This is a genomic window from Cupriavidus sp. D39 (assembly GCF_026627925.1).
GTDB lineage: Bacteria > Pseudomonadota > Gammaproteobacteria > Burkholderiales > Burkholderiaceae > Cupriavidus > Cupriavidus ulmosensis.
The window spans coordinates 311438-328341 of record NZ_JAPNLE010000007.1 but is presented as its reverse complement, the minus strand read 5'-3'; the positions used below and the strand labels follow the sequence as shown (position 1 = coordinate 328341).

The 16904-nt window shown below is 62.5% G+C and carries 20 protein-coding genes and 4 pseudogenes; 12 read left to right on the top strand and 12 right to left on the bottom strand.

Annotation, left to right across the window (positions count from 1 at the left end; translation table 11 throughout):
- Positions 1–161: 161 nt before the first annotated feature.
- Positions 162–1046 (bottom strand): DUF2950 family protein, encoded by an 885-nt coding sequence (locus tag OMK73_RS08645; RefSeq protein ID WP_267601658.1) that lies wholly within the window; start codon positions 1044–1046, stop codon positions 162–164.
- 5 nt (positions 1047–1051) lie between these two features.
- Positions 1052–2455, bottom strand: a complete 1404-nt coding sequence (locus OMK73_RS08640; RefSeq protein ID WP_267601657.1) for a DUF3300 domain-containing protein — start codon at positions 2453–2455, stop codon at positions 1052–1054.
- 779 nt (positions 2456–3234) lie between these two features.
- On the opposite strand from OMK73_RS08640, the gene OMK73_RS08635 reads away from it, so the two are divergent.
- The 3 genes and pseudogenes from OMK73_RS08635 (at position 3235) to OMK73_RS08625 (ending at position 4670) form a co-directional block, all read left to right on the top strand.
- A complete protein-coding gene (locus OMK73_RS08635; protein WP_267601656.1) occupies positions 3235–3579 on the top strand; it encodes a response regulator transcription factor in 345 nt (114 codons plus the stop codon).
- A pseudogene (locus OMK73_RS08630) lies at positions 3516–3719 on the top strand (transposase); the annotation flags it as partial. The gene OMK73_RS08635 and the pseudogene OMK73_RS08630, both read left to right, overlap by 64 nt.
- 216 nt (positions 3720–3935) lie before the next feature.
- Complete coding sequence (locus OMK73_RS08625) at positions 3936–4670, top strand: hypothetical protein (protein WP_324291713.1); 735 nt, start codon at positions 3936–3938, stop codon at positions 4668–4670.
- Between the two features lie 416 nt (positions 4671–5086).
- Here OMK73_RS08625 and OMK73_RS08620 read toward each other — a convergent pair whose 3' ends face one another.
- Positions 5087–5752 carry a response regulator transcription factor gene (locus OMK73_RS08620; RefSeq protein ID WP_267601654.1) on the bottom strand — a complete coding sequence of 222 codons (666 nt, stop codon included), beginning with the start codon at positions 5750–5752 and terminating at the stop codon, positions 5087–5089.
- Complete coding sequence (locus OMK73_RS08615) at positions 5749–6537, bottom strand: sensor histidine kinase (RefSeq protein ID WP_267601653.1); 789 nt, start codon at positions 6535–6537, stop codon at positions 5749–5751. The genes OMK73_RS08620 and OMK73_RS08615 overlap by 4 nt, the downstream gene beginning before the upstream one ends.
- A 716-nt stretch (positions 6538–7253) precedes the next feature.
- On the opposite strand from OMK73_RS08615, the gene OMK73_RS08610 reads away from it, so the two are divergent.
- Complete coding sequence (locus OMK73_RS08610) at positions 7254–7397, top strand: hypothetical protein (RefSeq protein ID WP_267601652.1); 144 nt, start codon at positions 7254–7256, stop codon at positions 7395–7397.
- A 108-nt stretch (positions 7398–7505) separates the two neighbouring features.
- Here OMK73_RS08610 and OMK73_RS08605 read toward each other — a convergent pair whose 3' ends face one another.
- Entirely contained in the window at positions 7506–8087 is a 582-nt protein-coding gene (locus OMK73_RS08605) for a hypothetical protein (RefSeq protein WP_267601651.1), read from the bottom strand.
- Between OMK73_RS08605 and OMK73_RS38970 the strand changes: the two are divergent.
- Positions 8032–8827: pseudogene (locus OMK73_RS38970) on the top strand (Tn3 family transposase); the annotation flags it as partial. The gene OMK73_RS08605 and the pseudogene OMK73_RS38970 sit on opposite strands and share 56 nt — an antisense overlap.
- Before the next feature lie 285 nt (positions 8828–9112).
- On the opposite strand, the gene OMK73_RS08595 reads toward OMK73_RS38970, so the two are convergent.
- The gene (locus OMK73_RS08595; protein WP_267601650.1) at positions 9113–9652 is read right to left on the bottom strand and encodes a DUF1643 domain-containing protein; all 540 of its coding nucleotides are present in this window, start codon (positions 9650–9652) and stop codon (positions 9113–9115) included.
- A 32-nt stretch (positions 9653–9684) separates the two neighbouring features.
- Between OMK73_RS08595 and OMK73_RS08590 the strand changes: the two genes are divergently transcribed.
- Positions 9685–9888, top strand: a complete 204-nt coding sequence (locus OMK73_RS08590; RefSeq protein WP_267601649.1) for a hypothetical protein — start codon at positions 9685–9687, stop codon at positions 9886–9888.
- On the opposite strand, the gene OMK73_RS08585 is transcribed toward OMK73_RS08590, so the two are convergent.
- Positions 9879–10079, bottom strand: a complete 201-nt coding sequence (locus tag OMK73_RS08585; RefSeq protein WP_267601648.1) for a hypothetical protein — start codon at positions 10077–10079, stop codon at positions 9879–9881. The two genes, OMK73_RS08590 and OMK73_RS08585, sit on opposite strands and share 10 nt — an antisense overlap.
- Positions 10080–10107: 28 nt before the next feature.
- Positions 10108–10461 (bottom strand): hypothetical protein, encoded by a 354-nt coding sequence (locus OMK73_RS08580; RefSeq protein ID WP_267601647.1) that lies wholly within the window; start codon positions 10459–10461, stop codon positions 10108–10110.
- Positions 10462–10493: 32 nt separating this feature from the next.
- Here OMK73_RS08580 and OMK73_RS08575 point away from each other — a divergent pair, with 32 nt between their 5' ends.
- Entirely contained in the window at positions 10494–10871 is a 378-nt protein-coding gene (locus OMK73_RS08575; RefSeq protein ID WP_267601646.1) for a hypothetical protein, read from the top strand.
- 146 nt (positions 10872–11017) lie between these two features.
- Positions 11018–11281 (top strand): hypothetical protein, encoded by a 264-nt coding sequence (locus tag OMK73_RS08570; RefSeq protein ID WP_267601645.1) that lies wholly within the window; start codon positions 11018–11020, stop codon positions 11279–11281.
- A gap of 161 nt (positions 11282–11442) precedes the next feature.
- Here OMK73_RS08570 and OMK73_RS08565 read toward each other — a convergent pair.
- Positions 11443–11541, bottom strand: a pseudogene (locus tag OMK73_RS08565) (DUF5131 family protein); the annotation flags it as partial.
- 32 nt (positions 11542–11573) lie between these two features.
- Between OMK73_RS08565 and OMK73_RS08560 the strand changes: the two are divergent.
- Both OMK73_RS08560 and OMK73_RS08555 read left to right on the top strand, forming a co-directional pair.
- Positions 11574–11804: a hypothetical protein gene (locus tag OMK73_RS08560; RefSeq protein ID WP_267601644.1), complete on the top strand. Its 231-nt coding sequence runs from the start codon at positions 11574–11576 to the stop codon at positions 11802–11804.
- Positions 11805–11897: 93 nt separating this feature from the next.
- Positions 11898–12170, top strand: a complete 273-nt coding sequence (locus OMK73_RS08555) for a hypothetical protein (RefSeq protein WP_267601643.1) — start codon at positions 11898–11900, stop codon at positions 12168–12170.
- A 395-nt stretch (positions 12171–12565) separates the two neighbouring features.
- On the opposite strand, the pseudogene OMK73_RS08550 reads toward OMK73_RS08555, so the two are convergent.
- Positions 12566–12829, bottom strand: a pseudogene (locus tag OMK73_RS08550) (DNA cytosine methyltransferase); the annotation flags it as partial.
- A gap of 76 nt (positions 12830–12905) precedes the next feature.
- Positions 12906–13130 carry a hypothetical protein gene (locus OMK73_RS08545; RefSeq protein ID WP_267601642.1) on the bottom strand — a complete coding sequence of 75 codons (225 nt, stop codon included), beginning with the start codon at positions 13128–13130 and terminating at the stop codon, positions 12906–12908.
- Between the two features lie 786 nt (positions 13131–13916).
- Between OMK73_RS08545 and OMK73_RS08540 the strand changes: the two genes are divergently transcribed.
- Positions 13917–15014, top strand: a complete 1098-nt coding sequence (locus OMK73_RS08540) for an IS5 family transposase (protein WP_267601641.1) — start codon at positions 13917–13919, stop codon at positions 15012–15014.
- Positions 15015–15765: 751 nt separating this feature from the next.
- A complete protein-coding gene (locus OMK73_RS08535; RefSeq protein ID WP_267601640.1) occupies positions 15766–16338 on the top strand; it encodes a hypothetical protein in 573 nt (190 codons plus the stop codon).
- A gap of 58 nt (positions 16339–16396) precedes the next feature.
- On the opposite strand, the gene OMK73_RS08530 is transcribed toward OMK73_RS08535, so the two are convergent.
- On the bottom strand, positions 16397–16894 hold the full coding sequence (locus tag OMK73_RS08530) for a hypothetical protein (RefSeq protein WP_267601639.1): 498 nt from the start codon (positions 16892–16894) through the stop codon (positions 16397–16399).
- Positions 16895–16904 lie beyond the last annotated feature (10 nt).

Below are 16904 nucleotides of genomic sequence, written 5' to 3'. Positions count from 1 at the left end.
GCAAATCGAGCCCGAAAGGGCACGAGATGGGGGCATGCGGCGCGAAATCGGGCTCAGACCTCTCCCTTCTTCCGCATGGTGAAAATCAGACGCCAAACAGCCGCCGACCTTCAGCGCGGCTGCTATTGATCAGCAATTCCCTAGCGCAGTGCGGCAGGCCGTCAATGCTCCGGCACGCGCGCCCACCCGTCATCGGGCGTGAGCGTACGCAGCGCCTTGGCCCGCGAGGCTGTGGCCGGGCCAAGGTCGCGCTGGTAGACGACGCCGTCGCTGCCCATCACGATGGTATTGACGCCGGTCTTGCCGTACTGCGCGGGCCAGGCCACCAAGGCGTACCTGGTGTCGCCGCCCCGGGCGGCCGGCAGCAGGCGGAAGTAGTAGCCATGGAAGGCTGCGTCCGGCGGGGTGCCGGGTCCCATCGCCAGTGCATCCGGGCCCAGCGGGCTGGCGTCGGCTTGATCGGCGGCCGGCCAATAGAGTCCATCGGTCTTGCCGGCGCTGCTCACCAGCCGGCTGGCGTAGCGGCCGCCGCCGACCTGTTCGGCATAGCGCTGCTGGGCATCCGCCAGTTGATGCAGGTTGTCGATGGCGGCTAGTTCATTGCGGCCAATCTTGCGCCTGTGGATCTCCTGTTTGCCGGCGACGAGGTCGAACTTCCAGCCAGTGGCGGTTTTGACCAGCGGCATAGGCAGCGTCCAGCCGCTGTCGCCCACCGCCAACCGGGCGCGGCGCTCGCCGTCCGGCTCGATGGCGTGGTGGCGGGCCCATGCGGCCAGGAAGGCGTAGATGTCGTCCTGATGCACGCCGCCTTGCGGCACCAGCGATTTGTAGTTTGGCCCTAGCACCACGCCGAGCTCGGCGTCGTCGCTGCGGGCGATGGCGTCGCCCAAGGCGGCCGCCGCCGCCTCCGGGGTGGGATAGGCATGCTGGGCAAGCGCCGTCTGGCTGATCCCGATCGCCGAGAGCGCGACGGCAACCGTGATCGCCGCCACGGTGGCTAGGGTGCGCGATGCGCGGGTGGCCGCTGATGTGCTGGTCTCATGCATCGTCATTACCTCCGGCCATGACCGAGCTGTCCACCGCCACCGCCACCGGCGCCGGGCCGCATGCCGCCTCCACTGCCTCCACCAGCACCGCCGCCACGTTGCGGGGCCTGCTGCGGGCGGGCGCGTGGGGCTTGCTCGGCGGTGGCGCGCGAAGCCTGCTGGGCGGTGGCGGCGCGCTGGGTCTGCTGGCGCTGGCGGTTGCCATTGCCTGCGTCGTTCAGGGCGCTGTCCCTGTTGCTGTCGCGCGCCCGGTTGCGCGCATCCGCCTGGTCTGCGCGCTGGCGATCCTGGCCGGCTGGCTTGGGCTGCTGGCGCTGTCCTGCTCCACTGGCGCTTGGGCGGTTCGTGGCCGAGGGCTGGTTGCGCTGGCCGGTGCCGCCGCGTCCGGGCACGGCCTCGCCAGTGCGGCTCTGGAACGATTGCGCGGCGCGGTCCCGCTGGGCCTCGCGGGAGCTGGGAGCCTGTGTGCCGCCAGGACTGCCCACGCGGGCAGGCGGCTGCCCGCCCGGCTGTCCCCCGGCTGGCCGATTGGCAAGTGCTGCCTGGCGCTGCTGGTCGTAGCGGTTGCTGACAGCGGGGGTGTTGTAGGGCACGGCGCCGCGGTTCACGGGATTGTGCTGCCAGTTCACGTTCGACTGGTTGATGTTGATCCGCTGGTTCACGTAGGTATTGTTGTAGCGGTTGACGTTAATGTTGACGCTATGGTTGTTCCAGTTGCAGCCGCCCCACATCGAATTGACCGCAGCCACGCCCAGGCCAAATCCGATGCCGGCAACCACGGCAGTGGCGAAGACCGAACCGGGCGGCGGCGGATAGTAGTAGGGCGGGTAGGTGGGGTAGGGCCAGGTGCCGTAGACCACCGTGGGGTTGTAGACGGGCACGTACACCACCTGCGGGTTGGCGGGCTCGATCTGGATCACGGTGGCGTTGCCGCTGCGCTGCGTGACCACCTTTTGCTGTTCAGTGGTCTTCAGAGTGCCGGCCTTCTGTGCCTGCAGGCGCAGGCGCTGTATCGAGTCCATCACACCGTCGGGCTGGGCGAGAAACGCGTCGCCGAGCGATTCCACCCACTTGGGCTCGCGGCCCATCATGTCCAGCACGGAGGGAAATGCCACCAGCGACTGCACACTGGGATCCCAGGGCTCGCCGGACACCGCCTTGACGGCGGGGTCGCCGGACAAGCTGGGATTGGCCTTGGACCACTGTGCCGCGGTGGCGACGTCAGCGGGATACGTCGCGGCCATCAGTATCTGCGAGAGCAGCGCGTCGGGATATAGCGCGATGGGCGCGGTGAGCTGGTCGAGTTGGGGCTTGCCCAGCAATGCCTGTGCGATGGCGTCGGCGCCGGCAGTCATGGCCAGCATAGCCAGGCAAAGGCAGCAGGCGACGAAGTGTCGAAAGCGATGCATATAGACTCCCCAGCCGGAAGGCCCGGTCTGCAACCCTGCCGGTAACTTAGTCTAGTCGCAAGGCGAAAGGAAATTCAGTGTGTCCATGTGGAGAATTCAACAAAATCACTATAGCGGCAGATACCTGGACGGGTCCGCCGGTCAGGAGACGCATTCCTGCCGCGATCATGGAAGCCGCAAGTCTAAGCTCGGGAGTCAGGTCATTATCGGCCAGATTGGCTTGCACGGACGTGCGCTGCTGAAGGCGATCTCGCGGGCGATGCGCGCCGGCTGCCGCTCAAGCCGATTTCCTCGCCGAACGCGGCCGCATGACAATGCGCCCGCGTTCTTCGCGCACGTCCACGGTCTCCTCCAAGCTTGCCTGCCTTGGTCTTCGAGCGCGGCGCGGCCGCAGCCCCTTCGACAAGCGTGGGTCCCGATCGCTCTCCTGAGTTCCAATGGCAGGATTGGCCGACGATTTGTCGGTTGTGCAGCAATCCAGCTAAGTCCGGATTTCCGGTCCGGCCAAGGCGCACGTAGTCCAGCAAGTCTCGGTTGCGCAAAATGGTCCCTGAATGCGCCGGTAGTTGAAAACGGCATCGGCGTGCTGTATGGCACTCCTGGACCGCGACAGCGGCACCGGACCCAGGCCCTGCACGTCTCAACGGCATAGGCTCTTGCGACGTCGTCCCCGCCTGTTAGACCAAAGTTCCATATCCGCAACCAGACAACTGTCATACGCTCAACCTAGCGTCGAATCAGGCTGGGTGCTGCGCCGCCTGTGTATGGGGAATGTCGCCATGAGCAAAGTCAAGCCGTTCGTCGCAGTGGTGGATGACGACGAATCGGTGCGCCGTGCCATCAAACGGCTTCTGCGCTCTGTCGGACTGTCAGCGGACACATTTAAGACCGGGGACGAGTTTCTGGACATGTTCGATTCCATACCGGCATACCGTCCGGATTGCCTCGTGCTCGATATCCAGATGCCGGGCCTGAACGGGCTTGAGGTGCAACGCCGGCTCGCTGGCAGCGGCATTCCCGTGATCTTCATCACCGCGCATGACGAGACGGGCGTTCGCGACTCGGCGTCGAGCGAGCCAAGGCCCGGATTCGGGCGCGGGTCGAGCATCCGTTCCACGTCATAAAAAATCTGTTTGGTCATCGCATGGTTCGCTACAAGGGCCTGGTCAAGAACACAGCGCAGTTGTTCAGCCTGTTTGGTCTGGCGAATCTGGTGCTGGCCAAAAAGCAGTTGTTGGCGCTGCGGGGGAGCAGTCCGTCCTGAGCGCGCAAAGCGCGCCAGGAAAGGCGCGAAACGAGAAAAAATCGGCTTGAATCGGCCGATCTCTCTCGCATTGCGAAAACCCAGGTCATTGGCTTGTGCAACATCAAGCGAAAACCTCATTGATCAGCACTTCCTTAGGGCTTGGTCTGATGTCGCCGCGTTGCCGCCTCGCCGTTTAGAGGGAGAGACATGAACCACCTCGTCATCGCCTTGATCGTGTTTGCCTGTGTGTTCGGCAGTTCACTGCTGGGCATGTGGGGGCGCGCCATGCTGCCTGAGCACCACCTTAGCGATCAGTCCATCAGCGTCGTCAAGATGGCGACCGGCCTGATTGCCACGATGGCGGCGTTGGTGCTTGGGCTGCTGGTTTCGTCGGCGAAGGGCACGTTCGACACAGTGAGCAGCGAGATTGTGCAGAATTCCGCCAGCATCATTCAACTCGATCGCGTGCTGGCCAAGTATGGCCCGGACGCGCAGGAGGCTCGTGTCTTGCTCAAGCGCGTCTACGCCGAAAAGATCCAGGTACTCGACTCGGGTGACGCAGCGCAGATGGCGAAGCTCGGCAATGCCGAGGCGGTCAGCCAGCTGGAAGGTTTTCAGCGCAAGCTCGAGTCGCTGGCTGCGCGCGACGACGAGCACGTTCAATTGAAGGCGAAGGCCCTTCAGATTGTCGATAGCGTGTTCGCGGCGCGCTGGCTCGCGTTGCTGCAGACAAAGTCTTCGATCCCGATATCCCTGCTGGTCGTTCTGGTGCTATGGCTGTCCATTGTGTTCGGCACGTTCGGGCTGTTCGCCGACCGCAACGGAACCATCATTGCCGCTTTGATGATGTGCGCGTTGTCGACTTCAGGGGCTATCTTCCTGATCGAGGAGATGAGCACGCCACTCTATGGGATGGTCAGTGTGTCGCTTGCGCCCATGCACGACGCGTTTGCCCATCTTGGCCTGTAGCGCGGGAGGCGGCCCGGACGGCGCGACGCTGACCTACTCTTTAACAGAGGACGTGCTGGCACGGGATGTTTGTGTCGGCCATAACAAGGAGTGGCCATGAAAATGCTAGCTATGTTGGCATGCGCAATGCTTTGCGCGAACGCGTTTGCCGAATGCACCACCAACGCGCGTGGGGCTGTCGTTTGCAACAACGGAGAGTCGGCAGCCGGGTATAACCGGAACACGGGTAACAGCTTTACGTCCGAGAAGAACCAGAACGGTGTGACAACGACGCAGACGAGCAAGGGCGGGGAGGCCAAGACCAAGAATGGCAAGGGGGTCTATACAAGCCCGAGCGGAAAGACCTGCGCCAAGACGGCCCGCCATCAGGGATGCAACTGAGGATTCGCGGTTGGCGCGAGGTTTGCCAGGCTATGTCATGTTGCCGTGGCTGTGGCGGCGCTCTGCGGCGGGTGAAGGAGCGGATGGGGGATGCCGGCCTTATCGCTGATACGCACCAGTTCGGCCAGCGAGTGCGCCTCCATCTTTTTCATCACGCGGGCCCGGTGGACTTTGATAGTCTTTTCCGCCGTGCCCGGCTCACAAGCCATCTGCTTGTTCAGTCGGCCTTCGACGACCAGCGTGAGCACTTCCCGCTCGCGCTGCGTGAGGCGGTCAATGCGGCTGTAGATGGCTTCGATCTCGATGCGGCTCGCGCGTGCTTGCGACGCGCGCCCCAACGCGGATTCGATCGCGCTCAGCAGATCGCTGTCGCACACCGGCTTGACCAGGAAGTCCGTCGCGCCCGCCTTCATTGCGCGCACGCTGGTCGGGATATCGCCGTGCCCGGTGAGGAAGACGATCGACAGCGGCCTGCCTGCTCCATTGAGCTCACGCTGCAGCTCCAGTCCGTTCAAGTCGGGGAGTTGCACGTCGAGCAACAGGCAGGCGTTGCAGTCGTTGGACGCGCCGCTGTCGAGGAACTCGCGCGCTGTGCCGAATCCTTCGACAAGGTAGCCTGCGCAGCGGATCAGGCGCATTAGCGCCCGGCGTACGGCGTCGTCGTCATCCACCACGTAGACGGTTGGCATGGCGTTGTTCATGGGTGTTCCCCCGAATGAGCGGGCTCTGTTTTCGCTGCGACCGGCAACGTGAAACAGAAAGTGGCACCTTGGTCGCTGTTATTCCCCGCCCAGATGCGTCCGCCGTGCATTTCAACGATGGATCGGCTGATGGAAAGGCCGAGGCCAAGCCCTTCGCGCTTTGAGGTGAAGAATGGCTTGAAGATCTGCTCGAGCTTGTCGGCGCTCAGGCCGGGTCCGCGGTCCCGCACCGCCACGCGAACCATGTCTGCGCCTTCGCGCGTGGCGTCGATCACGACCACGCGATCGTGTGCCGGGCAGGACTCGGTTGCGTGGAACGCGTTGAGCAACAGATTCAGTACAACCTGCTGCAGTTGCACGCTATCGCCTTGAACCGACGGCAGCCTGGGGTCGGTGTTCAGGACCACGCGGATTCCGCGCACTATCGCGTCGCTGTGCACCAGCATCGCTACGTCGCCGATGACGCGATCGAGACTGAGGGGCGCGGCTTCGAGTTCGCCCTTCTTCACCAGCGTGCGAATCCTGCGGATCACTTCGCTCGCGCGGTGGTCGTCCTCGACGAGATCCTGCAGGATCTCGCGCACCTCGGTCAGGTTGATCGGCTGCGTCGACATGAAGCGCTGGGCGGCCTGTGCGTTGCTCAAGATGGCCGTAAGCGGCTGATTCAACTCGTGCGCGAGCGAACTCGCCAGCTCGCCGAGCGTGGAGACACGCGTCAGATGGGCAAGCTCCTGCCGGTTGCGCTGCAATTCGTATCGCTCGGTCCGGTCGATGACAACGGTCAACAGAAGCGGCTCGCCTTCGAACGTGGCGTCATTGGTCGTGATTTCCGCCGGGAACTCGGTGCCGTCCTTGCGTCGCGCGAACTGGCCAGGCCACGTGCATCGTCTCGCGTAGTGCCGCCTGTACCAACCAACTGGCCAGCATCTTGGCCGTGTGCTTCGTGAATGTTGTCATCCATGGGCGCCCTATCCGTTGGTCCATTGGAGCAGGGTGCTGTCACGACTTCCTCTTGTGGGATTTCCGCAGGTGCTGTCCTTCGCAGACCGTCGGCACCGCATCGCCGACTCCGTGGGCCAGGCAATGCCGACCGGGCGGCCGATCTGGCTGAGCTCCAGCAGGTCAATGCCGACTTGGCCAGCGAGAGCGAGCGCCAGGCGATGAGCCTGGAAGCGCATGGCCCCGCCGCTGCCGCGCTTATGGCTTGATGCGGCGCACGAAAACACTATCCTTTGGGATTGCGAACCTCGGTCGTGAAGCCGTCCGCGGCGACCCGATGTTCGCTCCGTTAGGAGCAAGCCATGAAGTACTGGATGCGAAGGTTCGCGCTGCTCGCCGCCCTGGCCAGCGCGGTCGGCCTGATCTGGCTGTCGGCCCCCCGGCCCACGCCTGCCCGAGCCAGGATGGCGGCGGACGCCATGCGTCGCTACCCCACGACCCAAGCCCGGATGGCGGCGGTAGGTAGCGGTACCCCTAGGGACGGATGGGTTAGGAGCAAACCATGACCACCTGGATGCGCAGGTTAGCGCGGCTCGCTACCCTGGTGAGCGCGCTCGGCCTGACGTGGCTGTCGGCCACCCCGGCCCACGCCACGCCGTGCAGCGACTGCAAGTCGTCGGATGGCGGCGTTCGCGGCGCCCCCTGATGGAGTCTGGGCCGAGTGGCCCGGCGAGGCCGCTATTACTCTCGATAATGAATAGTTATCAAGAGTTATGCACGGTACATAACCTGCCCTAGCAGACCTTGGGGGTATTCACCGTGAATACCATCGGACATTGCCGATCCTGCTCGATCGTCCCGACCCCACCTGTTCGCCGAGAACGACTCTCATGCGCTCAATTGCGCGGTTACTCAGGCTGTCCCACAGCGTCCTGATGAAGCTCTTGCCATCCGTTGGCAGGCGAACGATGTCACAGTAGTGCGGTAGCTCCCGCTCGAACACCTCCTCCGATACCTGATGGACGCGGAAGTCATCAAAACGGTCGCTGCCCTCCACGTAAAGATCGCCCGAACTCAGCTCACGCATGACCTGATCGAACACGCACAGCTCAAAGTACCTGCGATGGAGCAGACGAGTACTCCGGCCGTCCGGAAAGATGGCTTTCTCCCACTTGGCCGGGATCCAGTCGAGCGGAAGGTTCATCAGATCGTCGTCGGTGAGTTGCAGATGTTCGCGGTGTGAGGTCCGGAAGCCCTGTATCCAGGCCAGTGCCACCAGGACCGTCTTGTCCTGCGAACTGGATTTGGACCTCAAGGCACTGAAATAAGGATGCAGCCCATGGCTGGAGGCGCTCGCAACCGATGCGGCGCACACCAAGGTCGAATTGCCCGACATCGTCAACGTGCTGATCGAAGAGCTGAGCCGGGTACGGTGCGAACTGCCGCCACTTGCCAGCCTGCACCGAATAGCGACTCAGGCCCGCAGCCGGTGCAATGACGCCATCTATCGCGCCATCTCGGATTCGCTCGATAGCGCGCTGATCGCCGTTGTTTAACGGTCAGGTCGGCAAATCCGGGTGGGAGCAGCTCAAACGCGAGCCCAAGCGCCCTCCCGCGCGCGAAATTGCAAGCTTCCTCAAACACATCCAGTCCCTGCGGACCCTTGCCGAGGGTATGCCGCAGGCGCCGGCCTTGCTTTCCGTGAGCAAGCGCACGCAACTGGTGACGGAGGCCCGGGCGCTTGACATTGCTGAGCTCAGGTCGCTCAAGCCAGCCAAACGATACACCTTGGCAGTGCTCTTCATTCAAGCGCAGTTGCAGAAGGCGCTCGATGATGTGGCGGAAATCTTCATCAAGGTCATGCGCAAGCTCGAGACCCTCGCCAGGACCCGGCTGCAGCAATATCAGCTCGCGCATGCGGACACATTGGAAGACCTGGTCAGGCAGTTCCGTGATGTGCTGCAGGTCCTGGTGGATGACGGCATTGCCGACATCTTCCGGCTGGATAAGGTGCGTGAACTGCTCGGCAACGATGCAGCGGGCGCGCTTGCCCGCTGCAATGAGCATATCGCGTACGCTGGCAACTTCGATCTGCCATTCATGCTGGCGCCGTACCGCCAGCAGCGCTCCCTGCTCTTAGCGCTGCACCAAATTCAGATTGATGCGCCGCGTACCGGACCTCGTCATCGTTGCAGATTGTCCTGTCGCCATTTGCGGCAGCCAAGGTCTACTCCCTGCCAAAACCGCCCCGCCCCTCGAGGCCGGTGCCAGGGAAAGTAATTTGCCCGCCTTTGATGACAGGTTGACGGGCCAGGCGCTCTTGCCTTCCGCCTCACTTTGCGGAAATATGCTGCTCTATAGGCACTATCCTGGCATCCGGGTGCCGGAAAGGCTAAATTCCCTCGATAAATCAATGGGTTGTCAGGGATGTGGCGGATTTTTTGCGAATCCCGGCCGACCCTCAACTTTGGCTGCGATGTATAGGGGGTGCTTCGGGCTGCCGTCCTGGTTCAGACCGGTGTGATGGAGCAGGGTGCTGCGGCCGCACATCCTGACGATGCGCAGCACCTCCGCAGCGCGCGCCGGCGCCGACTTGTGCGCGCCCCAGGCGCAGATCACCAGCGAGCAGCGATCGAGCGCGTCCATGATCGAGCAGTTCGCCGTGTCCTCGCGCCCAAGCGGCGCCGGGTGGGCCAGCAGGCCGTCAGGATCGGTCGAGCGCAACGGGAACAGGTTCACCACCTCCAGTCGGCCGTACTTGCCGGCCAGCGCGCGCTGTAGGCAGCGGGTGATCGTCGGGTCGTTGGCCTGGTGGTCGGCGGTCGAGGGGTTGAGCATGATGAAGCCCAGGCCCGGGCGGCTGCGGTCCCACTCGCGCCAGAGGCGGTAGCGGTACTGCTCGCAGTCGGAGAGGATGGCGCCGGCTTCGCCGTCGAGGGTCTGGGTGGTCAGGTGCTTCATGCTACGATCTCCCGTCCCAATCGGAGGCCGTCATGACAATCGAGAGCTACCAAGGCTACACCGTCCGCGGCTTTGCAAAGCAGCTTGGCGATGGATCCTTCGAGGCATCCGGTGCAGTTGAAAAGGATGGTCGCCTTGTGGAAGGCTCGGATCCCTTGGGATACTACCCCTCGTTTGAGCGTGCTGCGGTAGCCGGGATCGTTTGGGCGAAAGCGTGGGTTGATGATCACGGCTGAACCCTCCGAAACTCCAACACCCATACCCACGGATTGGTCTGCCAAGCGTCGGCGTCGTTGATGTTGTCCCACAGGCTTGCGTAGGCCGCAACCGGCGACGCGAACCAGGGCAGATCCGGTGCACCTCGCCAGCCGTCACCAAAGCGGATTAGGCCTTCGGCGATGGCGTCGACCTCGCCGCAGTCGTTCAATCGTTCAGTCGCTCAACGCGCACGCCAGTCACCTCCAGCTGTATCCGCGACAGAGGCGCGGCATATGGATGTTCGGCTTCCAAGTGACTGCCTCGACCGGCGGCACGTTCTCGTACCCAGCCGGCACGCAGGCGGGGTAGTCCGCGCGGTAGACGGTCGGGCCCGGATCGAGCGCAGCGGGCTGCGCCCAGGTTTCGCGCACCCACAGCCGGTCGCCAGGCTTGCCGAAGGGACAGGCTTCGCGCAGGTACTGAAAGAACGACGCCGGCGGGGCCGCGACGAGATGGCGCTCCTTTACCACCCGCCGCGTCTGCGTCTTCCGACCGTCGAGGATGGCGCGCACCATGGCGCCGCTGAAGAGGATGGGGCGTACTATTGTCATGCTACGATCCTCCGAAACGATGGGAGAGCGATATGGCAATTGACGAACGCCGGAGCCGATGTCTCGCTGAACTTGCGGATGTCCTCGTGTCCGTATTTCCCGATGGCGCTGTATGGACGCGTATCGCGGAATCCAGCCGTAATTTCTTCTTCGGATGGCCCCTCAAGAACCAACCCGCCAATCTGGCGCAATACTCTAGGAGTGTGTCGATCTACTTCTCCGATGAGGCCCTCAACGCATACTGGAAATTGGCGACCCCGGAGAGGGAAGCTGCTCGGCGTGCTCTCAGACGAGTCATACTGCAAGGCATGGTCGGATACGACGAAGGCAGAGCATTTAAGAGGTACGCCGTCAAAGAGGCATGGCGCATTGACACGTGGCCGATGTGGGATGAAGCAATAGGCGCTTGAAGTCATCCGGCCACCTCGATCCGCTTGACTTCCTTCGCCGACCAGCTTGCCATCTCCGGCGCGTAGGCGCGCACCATCAGCGCCGCTGAAGAGGATGGGGCGTTCTTTGGTCATGCTAGGATTCCTCGAAGCGCTTGGAGACAATCATGACCGTTCACCTCTTCCATGAATTCCCCGCAGACGAGCAAGAGGATGTGAAGGCGGCATGCGCTCGATTTGGGTTTATCCCGCTGGATTTCGAAATTACTGATGAGGATGCTTATCCTGTCGGACCCGCGGCAATACATAGAGAAGTTAGGGTCCTGAGATGGATCAATGGAAAGATTAGCTTGTACGATGCCGGGCCTGGAACGGCCTGGACTGTGGCATTCGAAACGGAGCTTCAAGCAGGGGCCTTTGGGAGGCCCTAATGTGAGACGCCCGTCTTGGGCGTCTGCTGGCCGCTGTTGGTTAAATGAGGCTGCGTGGGTCATGCTGTCACCCACATCCGCTTCGCTTCCTTGGCGAGTTGCTGGCACACGGCTACCATTCGCTGGCACGTCTGCACGTCAAACCATCCAATGTGGCATTCCTCGGCGTAGCAGTGGTTGCAGCCGGGGCCTACCTTCTGGCAACCCTCCCAGGGATTGAAGGTGGCGTCCGTCCATTCGATTTTGGTGCTCTCGCTCATGCTACGATCCTTGTCAGCCTTGGGAGATAGTCATGCATCGCCTTACCGAATATCGTGGGTTCGCGATCAACGCTGATCTGGTTAGCACCTCCGAGGACATGTTCGATGTCTGGTTCCAGATCGAAGGTCCGATGAAGCCGCCGGGCGCCGCAGCATTCGGCAAGCGAATCAAGGTCCATGGCGGCCCGTTCTCCCGTCGCTGGGCGCATCTGGTCGCGGAAGTGGCGGGCAGAGCTGCGGTGGACGTTATTCTGGGCGTCTAGGAATAGGCACATACCGCGATCCACATCCGGCTTTCTACTCACCCCGTCCCCATCATTCGCTAGAATTCTGCGAAACCAACTAGGGAGACGGCCTTGGGCGAGCGCATGGCATGGGTATCCGAGGAATATCGTGGGATGTACATCCATGTCATGACCTTCTGGATTGTTGGCATCCCAGGCGCCAGGCCGCCGCCTGGCCAGAAATGGGGGTATGTAGTCGAAATCCGATACACAGCCGAGCCCGATGACGACGCCATCTACGGCCCCGCGTCGGACCATAGCGATTACTTCACCGAGGCAGCTGCCGAGCAGGCCGCATTGCACTATGGCAAGCGAGCGATCGACGTGCTTCTTGCGCTTGGTTGATCTCACCCCGCTATCCCCATCCGCCTCGCTTCCTTCGCATGCTACGATCCACCGGAATGATGTGGGGCAAGCCATGGCGAACTTCGAAAGCGATAGCGAAATCCTTGATTGGATTGCCTCACACAGTGAGGAAGGATTCCGGCTGAACGTAGAGCGCCACGCGTTCGGCAACACGCGTTTGGAGAATGCTCGGGCATACCTCGCTAGGATCGACAGCCTGCGAGCCGGAGTACGCGAGCAACGAGCGCTTCTGGCGACGGAGCAGGCGGCAGGAGCAGCGCTAGACCAGGCCGAGACTGCGCGACAAGCGCTCCGCATTTCGAAATGGGCTCTCGGTATAGCTATCGTTTCCGCATCTGTGACGGTGGCCGGTTTGTTATTCGGAAAATAGCCCATTACATCACCTCCGCTGGCTGCGCGACCGACAGCGCCACAGCCACCGGCCGCACCCAGACCGGCGTCGCGGACAACATGAACGTCTCGCCGGACTCGGCCAGCAGCAGGGTGGTGCCCATGACCTCCGCGATTGCGCGCGCGGCGTCCGGCGGCACAGCATTTCCGATGCGCTCGCGCCAGGCCTGATCGCTCAGACCGTCCAGCTCGAGGTATTCCTCCGGCTCGATCAGCGACTGCAGCGCGGCCAGTTCTAACGTGGTGAATCCATCTGCACGAAGAACAGGTATGGAACATGACCCGCCGTGACTGCCGCGACCGTGCCGCCGTCGAGCGTGCGGTTCATTGGGGCACCTCGATGAAGTCAACGGAAAAGGACTCATGCCGCCATGCGGGCGTGCTGACGAACTCCCACACATCGCTGGCCAGCCGCATAAAGGCCTTCGGCTTGTCCAGCGTCACCACCGCCAGATTGGCGGGCGCCTTCCGGTGCTGCACGACGCCGCCGCGCGGGGCGAGCTTCCCGACTCCGCCGGAGTTGCTGATGCGCTCGCCGTCCCAGCTCAAGACGTTGCCGCTACCGTCACCGACAACTACGGCACTTGCCATGCAACAGCCGAGCAGCTGAGAGCGCTGCAGGAGTGGGTGAGGGCGCAAGCGGCTGTGGCGGCGGGAGGAGGGGAGCTGGGCATCGTGCGCTAGAAAAGGAACGCCCCAGTGCCATCACTGCGCAGCTGGGGCGTTTGGACGTTTGACCCCTCTTGGGCCGTCCAAGTCAGCGAGCCGCCGACAACTGGGGGCTAGGTGACGGGATCGATAACTTCTGTGCGTTGCATCACATACGTGCAGACAGCTGGCCAGCAAGATATTCGCCTTTCTTTGGGGGTGAAATGAGCGCTTTTGCAATTGGAGACGCGGTGCGACTAAGGCGAAGGTAAAGATGTGACCATGACAGTCGAAGCGGTTGGGGATTATTCTAAAGCGGTGCCGCCAGGGCCGAAGAACGGTGTGGTCTGTGCTTGGATACTGGCGCGGTCATTCCATCGACATGTCTTAGATGCAGCGATGTTGTGCAAAGTTACCTCGAGGTCCAGGTAGGCCGGCGTAGCTCGGCCGGGTAGGGCCGCATGAAGCTCCGCGCCCGCTCTGGATCCCGGCAGGTCAGCCAGTTTCCCATTCAGCGTGGGACTCACTGTCGCGCGTGGGCAACGGGAAGGATGAGCATGACAGCATGGCACGCACCTTGCTCTGTATTGTGCGGGGCCTAGCAGGCCGCTGAAATACCTCCAGCGGACGTCAGCGCGGGGACTGGCTGAAGCGTTGATCTGAGAACCCCACACCCTACGACGTTTCATGCGCGGCGCCGACACCTTCACCGAAAGCCTGTTCACCATGCGGCGGCTCGAGGATTTTGTACCGAAGTCTCATCCGCTGCGCTCGATCCGCACCATGGCCAATCAGGCGCTGGCGAAGATGGATGGGCTGTTCGCCGGGATGTACGAGGCCGATATCAAGGGCGGTCGACCCAGTATCGCGCCTGAGAAGTTGTTGCGGGCCATGCTGCTGCAGGTGCTCTACAGCGTTCGCTCCGAACGTCAGCTCATGGAGCAGACGCACTACAACTTGCTGTTTCGCTGGTTCATTGGCCTGGCAATGGACGATGCAGTCTGGGTGCCCAGCGTATTCACCAAGAACCGCGAACGCCTGATCAAGCACGATGCAGTGATCGAATTCTTCAACGAAGTACTGGCCATCGCGCAAAAGAAGGACTGGCTTTCCGACGAACACTTCAGCGTGGACGGCACACTCATTCAGGCTTGGGCCGGCCACAAGAGCTTTGTGCGCAAAGACGGCGAGGACGAAGCCAATGATGGTGGCAACTTCAAAGGTCGCAAGCGCAGCAACGAAACGCTCCAGTCCAAGACCGACCCCGATGCCCGGCTCTATCGCAAAGGCAAAACCGCCAGTGAGTTGCGCTCCATGGGCCATACCCTGAGCGACAACCGCCACGGCCTGGTGGTCAGCGCCATGGTGACCAATGCTGACGGATACGCCGAGCGCGAGGCCGCGAAGGTCATGCTCAACGATGCCAGGCAGGTGGCTGAGGACCTCGATGTGGAAGTCACCGTGGGCGCGGACAAGGGCTACGACGCGGAGGAGTTCATTCAAGCTTGCCTGGAGATGAAGGTGACGCCGCGTGTCGCACAAAACACCTCGGGGCGGCGCTCGGCCGTCCCTGATGCCATCGCACGCAGCGAGGGTTATGCCATCTCACAGCAGAAGCGCAAGCTGATTGAACAAGGTTTTGGATGGGCCAAGACCGTTGGGCGCATGCGCCAGGTGATGGTGCGCGGACAGAAGAAGGTCGACCAGATGTTCGTGCTGAGCATGGCCGCCTACAACCTCGTACGTATGCGTTCCCTGGGACAAATCCGTCCGCAGTCGCAGTAATCGCGGAAATGAGGCTGGAAATGGGCGTCAAATCACCGAAAAAATCGATGAAGTGACGCCAGGTTCCCGGATTGTGAAAAATGGCGAGCCCTTCAGCCTTGTAGGATGAAGCTTCGCCTTTTGTGCGGTGAGTACTTCAGCAGCCTGCTAGGCCTATTCTGGAATCAGGGCTTTGGTACTTCTCAAGCCTTCCGAGGCGCATCATGAAACCAGCGATCCACCACTTTCACTCCGAACCACCGCATCACGGTATGCGGTATTACCTTGCACGAAGTCGATGGTCGGCAGTTTGCCGTATCCGACGATTCGCAGTCTGCGCTGGATGCGGCGACCCGGGAGGCCATCGACAATGCCAAAGATCGCGGCCGCTGACGCAGCACTGGGCCCCAGGGCGCCGGTGACCTGCTTCCGGTGCGTGGTCTGCGGGCACGTATCCGCCGGCCGGTTTCCTGGGCGGGGCAAAGGGGACGGCAGCTTCCGTTCCCCCTCCCCGCCGCCACGAGCAGGACGGGCAGATTTGTCCTAGCTGCTTCGAGGAAGCGGAATGGATTGAGGTCGGGCAGCACACAAAGGTTCGGGCCCGGCCAAAGCAACATAGACCTTCTCCCGGGCATAAACTGGAAGGAGGCGGCGGCCGCAGTGTGTCCTGGCGCCCAGAGTTTCTGTTAGCCGTCGGGCAGACTCCCGAGCGTGGCGGGTGCCGGCTGCACGGCGATAGCCACGCCACGCCGAAGCTGCCTTCTCAAATGCCATGAGTTACATTTGCGCACCGTTCACCGACGATCAGGTCCAGCACCTCAACGAGAACCAGGTCGGCCTCGGCGGCCCGGTTCTGCGCGCCTTCACCTGCAGGAACAGCGCCGATCACCGCCACGGAGTCGAAGGCGGCGCCCCGGGCATCCTGATTGCCACCAAGTACGCCTGGGTTTGCCCACACTGCAACTACAAAAGGGACTGGGCATTCGCGATCATGGCGACCCGGTTGACTCGCCCGCCGACCGCCATCCAATCCTTTGTCTATACGACGCCCTCAATCGAGAAGGCCAACATCCTCCTCGGTCAATATGAACGGCTTGCGGCAACCGAGCGCCCCGGCGCCGCCGTGATGGTCGCCTGCATCAAGAATCGCATTGAGGAAATGTCGCTCCCCGGATTCGGCACTATCGAGCTCAGCGAGATCCCCACTGACGCGGTGGTGAGACAATCAGAAGGACGTAATTACCGGATCGTCTCGGGACAATCACATCTCCAAGCCGCCCTGCGTCTGACCGGCCGCGCGCTGGTGACGGATGCTGTCACCCATGAGCAGTTACACGTCCAGTAAGCGTCAGCGGAACCCATCTGTAATGGACTTGACGCCTTCCTCTGACCGTGGGTGACGGCTACAGATCGACCACTTTACGCAGAAACGCGAAGGAGACCCGCCAGTGGCCCTCGTCGGGATTGCACTGCACGGACACGGTCTTCTGGTTGACGCGCACGACGGTGCCGATGCGCTCATGCAGGTGCTGGTCCGTAAAGGCCACCGTGTCACCGACCATGAAGTCAGCACGTTGCGCACGGGGCGGGGGTGGAGAGGCCTGCGGTGACGGTTGGGCCGCAGCGGTGGCATCGGCGATGACCGCGGCATAGGGCAAGGCCCAGCGCCGGCGCGTGGCGGTGTCCTCGACCACGGCCTGCGTCTGCCGCAGCTCGAGGATACGACCCTGCCGCAGCGGCTGGATGAGATCGTCGGCGACGTAGCTGACGGTCATGCCGATATGCAGGTGCCGGCGGCTCTCCAGGATCCGCTTCGGATCGTCGAGCATCCGCCCGATGGTCAGATACAAGCGGTACAGGTCGGCGCTCGGGGCGAGGCGCAGTGCGTCAAGAATGTCCATGACGCATAGT